The sequence below is a fragment of the Epilithonimonas sp. 33E genome (assembly GCF_059372615.1).
The window spans coordinates 2,581,530-2,594,221 of record NZ_CM182009.1 but is presented as its reverse complement, the minus strand read 5'-3'; the positions used below and the strand labels follow the sequence as shown (position 1 = coordinate 2,594,221).

Sequence of the window (12,692 nt, the reverse complement as noted above, 5' to 3'; positions counted from 1 at the left end):
TACTTAATAAAAATCCCTTGACTAAAGGGATTTTTTATTTTTCAAAATAATATAAACAATTATTAATAATCAATTTCAAAATAATAAAAGTTATGTGATAAAAAAATGATACTTTTATCCTCCACTTTTTAAAATTGAGATATGATAAAAAAGTACTTGTTGACATTAGCCATTCTTCCGGTTTTGGCCTATGCTCAAGCACCTGCAGGCTACTATTCCGGAACCGAAGGTCTTTCTGGTTATGCTCTGAAAAGTAAACTTCACGATATTATTTCTAAGAATTACAACTGGCATTATGATGATCTGAAAACTTTGTATGGACAGACGGATATAGATAAGTATTACGATTATGATGCTAGCAATACGACTTATTTATTAGATATCTATTCCAACAATCCAACTGGGACGACGGCATATCATTATACATTGAGTAATATAATCAGCAGTGCCAATGCAGAAGGCCTTGGCTGGAACCGGGAGCATATGATGCCACAAAGTTCTTTTAATAGTGCATATCCGATGTATTCTGATTTGTTTTTTGTTGTTCCCACAGATGCAAGAATTAATCAGTTAAGAAGCAATTATCCTTATGGGAAAGCAGGATCCACAGTTTATTATAATTTCACAAATGGTTCAAAACAAGCTTCCAACGGTACACCCGGTGCAATTTATACAGGAAGAGTTTATGAGCCAATTGATGAGTTCAAAGGCGATGTTGCAAGATCACTACTATATTTCGTAGTGAGATATGAGGGGAAATTAGGAGGTTTTAATTACAGTACAAATGCGGATCCGACAAAGGATCAAAACCCACTCAATGGAACAGAAGAAAAAGCTTACGACGACTGGTATATCGCAATGCTGCTTAACTGGCATCAACAAGATCCGGTCTCAGCAAGAGAAATAACCCGCAATAACTCCGTTTATAGTATTCAGAAAAACAGAAATCCTTTTATTGATCACCCGGAATGGGTCAATTTGATCTGGAATCAGACACCTGATAACATTCCACCTTCAACGCCATCACAATTATCTATGGAGAGAAATTCGGCTTATTTTGTCAATCTAAAATGGCAGGCGAGTCCGGAATCTGATGTGTTGGGTTACAGGATCTATCAGGATAATGTCTTGATTGGAACTTCAAAAACCAATTCATTCTCGGCAGACCATTTAACCCCAAATACAACTTATAACTTTACGGTTAAAGCTTATGACACGTCATATCTGGAAAGTGCGCAGAGCAATACGATGAATGTGACAACCTTGGAGTCAGATATATTTGCAAAAGATTTGCAAATAGTTAAATATCTGGAAGGAACCGGAAATAATAAGGCGTTCGAAATTGCCAACAGAACCGGCCACAAAGTCAATCTTAATGGCTACAAGTTGTACATACAGTATAAAGGAACGGTGTATTATTTTGGAGAACCATTTGAATTGGAAGGCGAGATAGAAAACAATCAAAGCTTTGTTGCGATTAATCCTAATGCTAATTTCAGCTGTTTCAATAATCTTAATGCTAAATTTGTAACGGCTGCCCCTTCTCTTACTTTTACAGGTGGACAATACGTTGATTTATCTTACAAATCATCAACTGTAGATGCAGTTGGTGTTAAAGGTCAGGATAATGCTAATGGTAACAAATCACTTTACAGAAAGCCAGAAATCACTAATCCGACAGCGACTTTTGATATTAATGAATGGACAAGTTATGCATCTGATTATTGTCAAGGTTTGGGCGTTTTGGGAATTAATGATATTACGGATAGAACTTTCGATTTCAATATTTATCCAAATCCGGTTGTTCATCAGCTTTATGTCAATGGGGAAATCAGCAAGGCAAAATCGGCAAAGATCTATGACCTTTCCGGTAAGTTGATAAAAGAAATCAATAATCCTTTTGTTAATCAAAAATCGATTGACGTTCAGTCATTACTTCCAAATACTTACATTTTGAATATTGATGGAAAATCGGTCAAGTTTATTAAAAAATAAATTCATTAAAAAAATAAAAAAAGCATTTCAAACCTGAAATGCTTTTTTTATTTGTCAAGATTATTAAGAGTGAGAATATATTTATCAATATACAATTGCTTTTCTTTCGATTTGTATTGCTGAATAAATCTCGGGTGTTCCAGTATTTTTAATTCATCAAATAATTTAGCTTCACAATTTAATTTATGGATGAAATCTGCGTTTTTCTTTCCCAAAACATAAACTTTTGAAGTATCGATTCCTAAACTGATATGCTTTTTCAGAGAATCAATCATGAATTGTTTTACCATTTCAAATAAAAACTTGTCATCATAATAATTGGCATTAATCCATTTATTTTCTTTTGTTTTTCTGATCATAGCCAAAGGAAGTGGGGAATTGATATAAAAATCCTGATAGAAGCTTTTTGCTCCGCCATAGGCGTCAATCATATCATACATAAAGACTGAAGAAATCTCGTGTGTGTAAGCGGATTTCATTTCGATTCCGCAAACGTCTTTCAAGCGTTTGGTGTCTGTAAAAGGAATTCCTGTCACACCGGCGCCGTGTCTGCTTGGATTAATTCCGATAATGAATTTTCTCACTTCCGGATCATTATAATATTTGTTGTAGAATCGTTGCATCACATCCATAGTTTCCGGATTGTCCAGATAAGGATTCAAAACCCGGAATCCGTCAGGAAGCAAACCGGAATATTCAAGATGTTGATTGAATTCAATTACTTTTTCACCAAAAGTTTCGGGCATAAATTCGGGAGTCTTGTTTCTATTTCTTACCAAATATAATACCTAATAGAGAATATGAATTAATAGAAATTTACGATTTTATAAATTTTACGAAAAGAAATATAAAATTCGTAAATTTGTGCGTAAATCTAATAGTAAAAATTTAAATGGAAATTGTAATTCATTTACGATTTCTGTTTAAAAAAATGAAAGTAATTATGAGTCAAAAGAAAGAAATGCTTTACGAAGGTAAGGCTAAACAGGTTTTTGCTACAGACAAACCTGACGAAGTTGTTGTTCGTTACAAAGATGATGCAACAGCTTTCAACGCACAGAAACGTGGTCAGTTCGATAGAAAAGGCGAATTGAACAATGCGATTTCTACACTGATATTCGGTTATCTTATCGAAAACGGAATCCCGACACACTTTATCGAAAAACTGGATGACAGGGAACAACTGGTGAAAAAAGTGGACATCATTCCACTAGAAATGGTTGTTCGTAACTATGCTGCGGGAAGTATGGCTCAGAGACTGGGTGTGGAAGAAGGTACTAAATCTCCGGTGACAATCTTCGATATCTGCTATAAAAAAGATGAACTGGGCGACCCGCTGATTAACGATTATCATGCGGTTTTTTTAGGCGCTGCAACGTTTGAAGAACTGAAGGAGATGTACGCTTTGACAGGTAAAATCAATGAGCTTTTGATTGCTTTGTTTGATAAAATGAATGTGATTCTGGTCGATTTTAAAATCGAATTAGGAAAAACTTCTGACGGTAAGATTGTCTTGGCAGATGAGATTTCTCCGGACACTTGCAGACTTTGGGACAAGGATACGATGAAAAAGCTTGACAAAGACAGATTCCGTAGAGATTTGGGCGAAATCACCGAAGCTTACGTCGAGATTTTTGACAGACTACAAAACGCCTTAGAAAAATAAAATCCGAGAAAATTTATAATGGATTTAGAATTTCAAAAATACAGCACATTACCAAAATATGCTTTCCAGAACCGTTATCAGGAGTTTGAAGAAACCAAAAATCTTTCCAGGGAAGAATTAGGAGCTTGTCCTTTTGATAAGATGGAAGAGGAATGCGGTGTTTTCGGATTGCATTCTACAGAAAATCTGGACACATTTTCTTTGGCACAGTTCGGACTGTTCGCGTTGCAACATCGTGGACAGGAAGCTTGTGGAATTGCGGTCGGAAACAAAGGAAAAATATTTTCTGTAAAAGACGAAGGCCTGGTTCTTGACGTTTTCAAAACGATCGAGGAACCGGAACAGTTCATGGGAAGTACTGTTATCGGACATACAAGATACACGACTGCAGGAGATAAAAAGAAATATAATTTTCAACCGTTTTTTGCCAAGAACGAATATGACCAGATCATACTATCTATTGCGCATAACGGAAATTTGACCAATGCAAAACAGCTTAGAAAAGAATTGGAAGATGAAGGTGTGGTTTTTCGTGCCACTTCTGATACCGAAGTTATCTTGAGATTGATTCAAAAGAATCTAGACCTTGGACTTCGTGGTGCCATTAAAGCAACGATGGAAAAAATCGAAGGTGCTTATTCTGTTGTTGGGATTACAAGAAATAAATTTTTCGCCTTCCGTGATTTCAATGGAATCAGGCCCTTGGTTTTGGGTGCGATTGACGAAAATACATTTGTTGTAGCGTCAGAGACTTGTGCTTTGGATGGAGTAGGGGCGCAATATGTACGTGATATTTTGCCAGGCGAGATTGTTTATACCAGTGATAATGAGGATGGACTGCAATCTTATCTCGTAAAGGACGATTGTGTCAACAAAATCTGCGCTTTTGAATATATCTATTTTGCAAGACCGGATTCTACTTTGGAAGGGATTAATGTTCATGAAGTTCGTGAAAAATCGGGAATGAAAATTTGGGAGCAGGCACCTGTAGATGCAGATATTGTGATTGGTGTTCCGGATTCCGGAGTTCCTGCTGCGATTGGTTTTTCTAAAGCTTCGGGCATTCCTTTCAGGCCGGTTTTGATTAAGAACCGATACATTGGGCGTTCGTTCATTATTCCGTCTCAGGAGATGAGGGAACATTTTGTCAACCTGAAACTCAATCCGATTATTTCCGAAATGAAGGACAAGAGAGTGGTGATTATCGACGATTCAATCGTCCGAGGAACCACTTCTAAACGTCTGGTCAAGATTCTGAAAAATGCCGGTGTGAAGGAGATCCATTTTAGAAGTGTGTCGCCTCCGATTGTTGCACCTTGCTTCTTAGGAATTGATACGCCAACAAAAGATGACTTAATTTCTGCCAATATGACCAAAGACGAACTCAAAGATTATCTTGCTGTGGACAGCCTGGAGTTTTTGAGTGTCGATAATTTGATTGATATTTTAGGGTCACCTAACCATTGTTTTGGATGCTTCACAGAGAAATATCCTGTGAAAAATCCGGATGAATTAGCGTTTGTAGACCAAGGCGATTAAAAAGCAGGCAACTTTTAATCTGTTCTTTGTTGCTATTATGAGACTTTCTAAGAATACCATACCGGGCTGTCGCATGACTTGCTGATCGATCGTGTGATAAAAATCAAGCTGATAAGAATCAACTAATTTATGATAAAACCGCCAAAAACATGTTTTTGGCGGTTTTTTATAATGGTGATAGCCATAATAAAATAAAAACCCCAACCGAAGTTGGGGTAAAAACTAATAACCATGAAAACTCAAATTAAACATGAGAATCGTAAATAATGTTACAAATACTGTGCCAAAAAAAACGACTCTTTGAAAAAGAATTTCCGTTTGCAAACATAAGCAAAAATTATTGTAAGTTTGCAACTCTTTAAAAAAAAATAATAAGAAATGTCAGGAAAAATCACTTTCACCATGATTAAGCCAGATGCGGTTGCAGATGGACACATTGGTGCGATTCTTGGAAAAATCAGCGAAGCTGGTTTTAAAATTAAAGCATTGAAGCTAACTCAATTGACTGTAGCTGATGCAAAAAAATTCTACGAAGTACACGCCGAAAGACCTTTCTATGGAGAATTGGTAGAATTTATGTCTTCCGGTCCTATCGTAGCAGCGGTTCTTGAAAAAGAAAATGCGGTAGAAGATTTCAGAACTGTAATTGGTTCTACAAATCCTGCTGAAGCAGCTGAAGGAACTATCAGAAAACTTTTCGCAAGAAGCATTGGCGAAAATGCTGTTCACGGTTCTGATTCTGATGAGAACGCTCTTATCGAAGCGCAATTCCACTTTTCAGGGAGAGAGATTTTCTAATTTCTTCTGAAATTAAATATAAAATAGGCTATCAAATCTGATAGCCTATTTTTTTGTGATATTATCATTAGCCCCGATAGTAGCGGCATCCTTTTTTGCAATGGAAAAGCCTTGGCAAAAAGATATAGCGGATAGCGGGATTAAGCTCCTAAATTTTCAAAAGTTCAATGGTTTTCTCCGGATTGTCTGAAGAAAAAACGGCGTTTCCTGCAACCAGAACATCTGCGCCTGCTTCAAAAAGCCTGGATGCGTTGTCCAAATTAACACCGCCATCAATCTGAATCAATGCGGTAGAATTGTTACTCAATATCAAATCTTTGGTTTCACTGATCTTTTTGTATGTATTCTGGATGAATTTTTGTCCTCCAAATCCCGGGTTCACACTCATCAATAAAACCAAATCGACATCCGCAATAATGTCCTCTAACATCAAAACAGGTGTTGCCGGATTGAGAACTACGCCTGCTTTTGCACCTTTGTCCTGGATCTGATGAATGGTTCTGTGAAGATGAGTACAGGCTTCAAAATGTACAGAAACCAGATCTGCACCATATTCTATGAACTCTTCAACATATTTTTCAGGTTCCACAATCATCAGGTGGATATCAATAAATTTTTTTGCGTGCTGCTGAACGGTTTTCATCACGGGAAATCCAAAAGAGATGTTCGGGACAAAACGTCCATCCATAACATCAACGTGAAACCAGTCTGCCTGGGAATGATTAAGCATCTCTATATCTCTCTGTAGATTTCCGAAATCTGCAGAAAGAAGCGAAGGTGCTATTAGTTTGTTTTTCATTTTTACGATTTATTTAAAATATTTTTTGCCAACTTCTTCTGAGCAATCGTTTCCGGTATCTAAAATCAATTTCCATTGACCAACATTATTTTTCTTCCAGATACTGATGTAATGTGAATAGCTAATTTTAGTTTTCCCTGCTTCTTCAACCGTAATCTTTCCAATACCATAGGTGTATCCCAGATCTTCGGATTGTGACACTTCTGCTTTGAGAGGAACCCATTCCAAGCTTTTCAAACCAGCATAACTGTTCAGGATTTTAACTCTATCTGTTAATACATCTTTATTGAATGGAAATGTAGTTGGATTATCCGCTAGATATTCATCAAAAGCTGCTTTAATTCCTTTTTCAATTGATAGTTTTGCTAATGTTTTATCGGTTTCTAAAAGTTCTTTTTCGCTTTGAGTTTGTGAAAGTGCAATCAGAGAAGAAAAAATCGCGAATGTTATGAAAAACTTTTTCATGTTAATGGTATTTTAGTTTCATAGCAGGCTCGATTTTCAGAAGACTTTCATAAATTAATTTGATGACATTATAGACATCTTCTTTCGAAACCATTTCCACAGTTGTATGCATGTATCGCAAAGGTAAAGAAATCAAGGCACTTGGTACGCCTCCGTTTGAGTGGGCAAATGCATCGGTGTCTGTTCCTGTTGCCCTGCTTGCGGCTGCTCTTTGAAAAGGGATTTCTTTGGACTTTGCTGTGTCGATAATCAGTTCTCTAATGGTATGATGAACGCTCGGTGCAAAGAAAATCACAGGTCCGTTTCCACATTTTTGGTCACCTTCTTTTTTCTTTTCGATCATTGGTGTTGTTGTGTCATGTGTCACATCTGTCACGATGGCAATATTTGGTTTGATCGTGTCGGCAATCATATCCGCGCCATAAAGTCCGACTTCTTCCTGTACAGAATTGGTAATGTATAATCCAAAAGGCAGTTTGTTTTCGTTTTCTTTCAAAAGTCTCGCAACTTCAGCAATCATAAACCCACCGATTCTATTATCAAGAGCACGACAAACGAAATATCTGTCATTCAGTTCAAAAAATTCGTCGGGATAAGTTATCATACATCCAACAAAAATCCCTAATTCTTCAACTTCTTTTTTTGAAGTTGCACCGCAATCAATAAAGATATTGTCTATTTTAGGTGTTGGCTCGTTTTGATTGGCACTTCTTGTATGGATTGCCGGCCAGCCGAAAACGCCTTTCACAATGCCTTTTTCGCCGTGGATGTTTACCACTTTGGAAGGTGCGATGGTTTGATCAGAGCCTCCGTTTCTTATCACATAGATTAATCCGTCATCTGTAATATAATTGACGTACCAACTGATTTCGTCAGCATGAGCTTCGATCACTACTTTGAATTCTGCTTCAGGATTAATAATTCCATAGGCTGTACCATAATTGTCAACTTCAATTTTATCAACATAGGGCTTGATGTAATCCATCCATATTCTTTGTCCGTTATGTTCGTACCCTGTTGGCGAAGCGGTATTTAAATATTGTTCTAAAAACTTAATTGATTTCTTTTCAAACTTCATATAAAGGAATGATTTTTGATGTAAATTTATGCTGATTTATGAAAGTAAAAGTAATGATTTTTGATAAATTGATTCCGATTCTTTTTCTGTTTATTGGAGTATATTGTTTTTCACAACAAGATACGATTCAGGTAAAATCTTTTGATGACATACCGAAAAGTAAATTACAGAAGGATGAATATGGAAATGAGTATTACTATGACGAAGTTCAAAAAGCAAAAATATATAAGATAAACGGAGAACAGGTGATTGTAATGGATGAGCTGACTTTGAGGGCTAACCCACATTTTAATAATCAACTGGACAGGAATTTTTATTTTTTTCTAAATAAGAAGCTGAATCGTGTTTACCCGCTATTTCTTGATGCGTTAGAACAGTATAGGGCTATTCAGAAAGAAAGCGCTAATATGAAAGGTGCAGAAAGAAGTAGATATATGAAACAGAGACAAACTGAATTAGCTGCAAGTTATGAGAAGCAGCTAAGAGCGCTAACGACAACGGAAGGTCAGGTTTTTGCAAAATTAATGAGTAGGGCAACCGGCAAAACAGTTTATGAAATCATCAAAGAACTGAGAGGTGGCTGGAGTGCTTTCTGGTGGAATGTAAAAGGAAATATTGCTGATGTTAGCCTAAAAACACCTTACGATCCGCATAAATACAGAGATGATCTTTTTATTGAATCTTTGCTGCAATCTAACTGGAACTTAGGTTACTTACAACCTTATCCTGGCGCAAACGAATATAAAGTTAATAAATAAAAGAGCATTAGAAATTTCTAATGCTCTTTTTCTATTTTAATTAATCATTAACTTATAATTCAGTAATCAAGTAATTTTGATATTTTGATTTGTCGAAGCTAAACAAATTGGCAGGTAAGTTTTGGTTTTCTTTATAATTATTAATTGTGATAATTGCAATATCATTATTCGTTGAAACCTGTTCAAGCTTGATCAGCTTTTTTTGAGGTGTATTGACATATAGAGTAACAGTTTTCAGTCCATTGCTTTTAACTGGTGTCATTTTGATTACATCTACAGGAATTCCACTGATTGTCTTTTTACCGGAATAGGATACATTGTATTCGTTTTTGTATGAATCCAGATAACTTAAAGGTGAAAAATGAGCCTGATTATCGTTTGGCTTCGATATCGTTATTTCCTTATCTTCATCATTAATATTATAAACCTTATTTCCGTCAAAAATCTGTTCTACACCCATGATTTTCAACTTGTACTTATTATTGTCAGAATAAAAAATTCCTGTTTGGTTTTGAGTCACTTTTGAAGCTCCTGTTCCATAAGAAAACTTGAAATAGGAATTTTTTTTGCTTTTATAATTTTTTGTAATATCATCCAAAATAGTTTTTGACCTACTGTCAATAGATTGAGAATAGGCAATAAAACTACTTCCGATAAAGCTTAAAGTCAATAATGTCTTTAAATAATTTTTCATTTACTAATCAGATTAAATTTTGAACAAAGGTAGTTTTTCAATATTGATGCCAATAATCCTTGGATATAAAATTTTGTTAAACATTTTATTACAAAAAAAACCTTCTCATTTGAGAAGGTCTTATTTTTATGTAATTGTATTTTATTCTACAATCAGTTTTTCGGTATTAGATTTTCCGTTTTCGGTAACTACAACAAGGTATGTTCCTTTGATTAGTCCTTTTGTTGAGATAGAATCTGAAGTGTTTTTCTTTCTTTCAATAGATTTAACCAATTTTCCATTCATGTCAAGAACTTCTACTTTAATTGTCGCATTACCAACAGTTGGTGCGGTTTTGATAAAGAATTCTCCTTTTGCAGGATTTGGATAGATACCAAAAGCTTTATTTTTAGCTATATCTTCTGTTGCAAGAATACAAGCTTCAGGAACATTAAATCCGTTGACTTGATCTGTAATGCTGCTTGAACTTCCGGCAGATGCGTTAACGCCTAATCCTCTTCTGGCAAATACATTCCAGATAAGACAGTTGTCTGCACCTCCAGCTAATTGGTCTGCTTGTAGAATAGCATCTCTACCGGAAATGAAACCAGGATTGCAAGGCTGCAATTTAAGCCCATCCATAACCAACTGTAGAACTTTTGCGCTACCTGAATTCGGATCAGCTGTTACATCAGAATTGTAGCCATATTTTTCAGCCATTTTCCAATGAAGATCCCAAAGCATGGTTGCCCAGATTTCACCTATCGCATGAACTTGTCCTCCTGTAGAATTGGTATCAGCATAAGTGTGAGGATTGATGCTCATATTTGGACTGTATTTATATTGTCTGATTCCTCCAGATGTTGTAGAAGAGTTAGTTGAATAAGTACCTATTCCTCTAGGAACATCCGCTGTAGCATTAGGAGAATTAGTTAACATCAAAGCAAAGAAATCAGACCATCCTTCTCCCATTTGCTCCAGACTCATTAAACAGCTATATCCTTGGCCTGTAAGTCTATTAGAGATACCATGACCGTATTCATGGATCATTACTCCGTTGTCAAAGCTGGAGTTCTTATACCCAAATCCAGGATCTTTCAAATTAACATTAACTGGTCTCCCAGCGGTAAGTTCAGACTTAATAAAATCACCTTCATTTTTTGGAATTACGAGTGCTGGGATGTGAATATCGCTAGATGTTGAATTGCTGACACTTAGGTCAATAGCTGTACTAACAGATCTATGTACAATTACTCCAACTGCACCTGCTGTTTGAGCATTTCTCACCTTTACATCATATCCACAACCACCAGTAGTTGTAGTAATAGCTATTTTTCCTGTTAATTCTCCAGCTGGTATAGCGGTGCACAAATTTTCAATAGTTGGAACTGCAACGTCTCCTGTTACTCCTGTTTCCATTAAATATTTGCCGGTGTAATAACCAGTTGCTACAACTGTTGTGGGATAATAGTATACGACACCTGTGTTAACTGCTGCTCTCGTTGATAGAGTTGCATCTGTGTAAAATAATCTTTGCTTAAGCGAAATTCCGTAGTTCCAAAGAAACATTTGCATTCTTGGTGCTTGAACATTACCTTGAGAAATTTCATATCCTGAGTTGAAATTTGCATTGTTATATCCACTTCCGTCATAAGCTTCTGCTCTTACAGCATCATTTCCTATTCCTCCATTATTAAAGTTATTGGTTTGAAAGTTCTTACTAGTTTCTGTAAAACCAAACTTATACATAATGTCATGCATCATGTTGTTTGCATAAAAAAGATTAGTTACCGCAGCGCTCTTATTATCGTAAGCGCTTAAAGTTGTACTTTCTGCGAAAGGGAAATCAAAGGTGTAACTTCCAGTTGTTGTACTGCTCGGGGAAAATCCAAATGTATTTGATGCATTGTTATCTACATATGCTAAGACATTATTTCCGTATGTATTCGAATATGTTGTCGATCCATTAGAATGCCAACCTTCTGGTGATGCTGTAAGATCCCAAGGATTAGTTACAAGACTTCTTGAGCCAAAAGTTGGTGCTTCTATTGGAAATGGAAATACATTGTATGTTGCATCTGTAGCAGCCTTATTCAAGTTGTTGGTTGACGTTGAAATATTGAAATGACTTAATAAATGGTCATTAGGTGTTTCAGAAGATTCTCCAGAATTATGATTAGTATCAAAAGTACAATCAATAATCATATTGTTGTTTTCCAGAATCTCTCCATCAGAAAGGCTTACCAGTATTGCATAAGACTGATTAGACTTAGCCTGGTTGATGAAAAATAACTGTGCTGGGATCAAATTATTATTTCTTTCAAAATAAAAACGAAGATTAGCTACTTTTTCATCAGGTAAATTCACCATTTCCTTTTTTTCATCTACAACTTCAAAACCAGAATCAACTATTCCAAGAAATCTTAGAGCTGTAGAAAATGCCTCTGATTTATCAATTTTGTCAGCGACAATACTTTTGTTGCTAATTATTTGTTTGAAGTTATTATTGAAAGAAAGAACTTTTCCATCTCTGATAACTGCTTTTGCTAAAGATTTATAAATAGGAGTATTATTATAATATTGCTGAACGTTGACAATTTCAGATTTTAAACTAGCTGATTTATCTTCGTTTTGAATTTTAAAATCAGCAGTTGAGTTGTTTTTGAAACTTACATCATTTTTGATAAAATTTCTGATGATTTTTTCGTTGGATTGTGCATTTAAGTTGGCAAATAAAAAGAAAACGCCTATTCCTGCAGATTTAGTAAGTTGATTTATTTTCATATTTAAAATTTATTATTTTTATTACAACTAAAGATTAGCAAAAATATTGAAAATATTCTTATTTTATAAATAAAACACAAATAAAATCCGATAGATTGAATATTTGTTAATATTTTAAGTTGATAATTATTAATTTT

Annotated in this window: 11 protein-coding genes; 5 read left to right on the top strand and 6 right to left on the bottom strand. The window is 35.4% G+C overall.

What is annotated here, in order from left to right; genetic code table 11:
- Positions 1–141 precede the first annotated feature (141 nt).
- Positions 142–1,995 carry an endonuclease gene (locus AC5P2S_RS11895; RefSeq protein ID WP_494554993.1) on the top strand — a complete coding sequence of 618 codons (1,854 nt, stop codon included), beginning with the start codon at positions 142–144 and terminating at the stop codon, positions 1,993–1,995.
- A gap of 47 nt (positions 1,996–2,042) precedes the next feature.
- On the opposite strand, the gene AC5P2S_RS11890 is transcribed toward AC5P2S_RS11895, so the two are convergent.
- Complete coding sequence (locus AC5P2S_RS11890; protein WP_494554992.1) at positions 2,043–2,741, bottom strand: SMUG2 DNA glycosylase family protein; 699 nt, start codon at positions 2,739–2,741, stop codon at positions 2,043–2,045.
- A 197-nt stretch (positions 2,742–2,938) separates the two neighbouring features.
- On the opposite strand from AC5P2S_RS11890, the gene purC reads away from it, so the two are divergent.
- From purC to AC5P2S_RS11875, 3 genes are all read left to right on the top strand, one after another.
- A complete protein-coding gene (gene purC, locus AC5P2S_RS11885; protein ID WP_494557029.1) occupies positions 2,939–3,661 on the top strand; it encodes a phosphoribosylaminoimidazolesuccinocarboxamide synthase in 723 nt (240 codons plus the stop codon).
- Positions 3,662–3,679: 18 nt separating this feature from the next.
- The gene (gene purF / locus AC5P2S_RS11880; RefSeq protein ID WP_494554991.1) at positions 3,680–5,200 is read left to right on the top strand and encodes an amidophosphoribosyltransferase; all 1,521 of its coding nucleotides are present in this window, start codon (positions 3,680–3,682) and stop codon (positions 5,198–5,200) included.
- A gap of 378 nt (positions 5,201–5,578) precedes the next feature.
- The gene (locus tag AC5P2S_RS11875; protein ID WP_283416852.1) at positions 5,579–5,998 is read left to right on the top strand and encodes a nucleoside-diphosphate kinase; all 420 of its coding nucleotides are present in this window, start codon (positions 5,579–5,581) and stop codon (positions 5,996–5,998) included.
- A 148-nt stretch (positions 5,999–6,146) separates the two neighbouring features.
- Here the strand turns inward: AC5P2S_RS11875 and rpe are convergent, their stop codons facing one another.
- Genes rpe through chrP form a run of 3 tightly spaced genes read right to left on the bottom strand, consistent with a single transcriptional unit; the run spans position 6,147 to position 8,340 of the window.
- Entirely contained in the window at positions 6,147–6,797 is a 651-nt protein-coding gene (rpe, locus tag AC5P2S_RS11870; RefSeq protein WP_494554990.1) for a ribulose-phosphate 3-epimerase, read from the bottom strand.
- A 9-nt stretch (positions 6,798–6,806) separates the two neighbouring features.
- Positions 6,807–7,262 carry a DUF4440 domain-containing protein gene (locus tag AC5P2S_RS11865; RefSeq protein WP_494554989.1) on the bottom strand — a complete coding sequence of 152 codons (456 nt, stop codon included), beginning with the start codon at positions 7,260–7,262 and terminating at the stop codon, positions 6,807–6,809.
- Between the two features lies 1 nt (position 7,263).
- Positions 7,264–8,340: a chryseobasin maturation metalloprotease ChrP gene (chrP, locus tag AC5P2S_RS11860; protein WP_494554988.1), complete on the bottom strand. Its 1,077-nt coding sequence runs from the start codon at positions 8,338–8,340 to the stop codon at positions 7,264–7,266.
- Positions 8,341–8,378: 38 nt separating this feature from the next.
- Here chrP and AC5P2S_RS11855 point away from each other — a divergent pair, with 38 nt between their 5' ends.
- Complete coding sequence (locus AC5P2S_RS11855; protein ID WP_379953609.1) at positions 8,379–9,098, top strand: DUF4294 domain-containing protein; 720 nt, start codon at positions 8,379–8,381, stop codon at positions 9,096–9,098.
- Between the two features lie 52 nt (positions 9,099–9,150).
- On the opposite strand, the gene lolA1 is transcribed toward AC5P2S_RS11855, so the two are convergent.
- On the bottom strand, positions 9,151–9,792 hold the full coding sequence (gene lolA1 / locus AC5P2S_RS11850) for an outer membrane lipoprotein periplasmic chaperone LolA1 (protein ID WP_283416856.1): 642 nt from the start codon (positions 9,790–9,792) through the stop codon (positions 9,151–9,153).
- A gap of 141 nt (positions 9,793–9,933) precedes the next feature.
- On the bottom strand, positions 9,934–12,555 hold the full coding sequence (locus tag AC5P2S_RS11845) for a T9SS-dependent M36 family metallopeptidase (RefSeq protein ID WP_494554987.1): 2,622 nt from the start codon (positions 12,553–12,555) through the stop codon (positions 9,934–9,936).
- Positions 12,556–12,692: the final 137 nt, after the last annotated feature.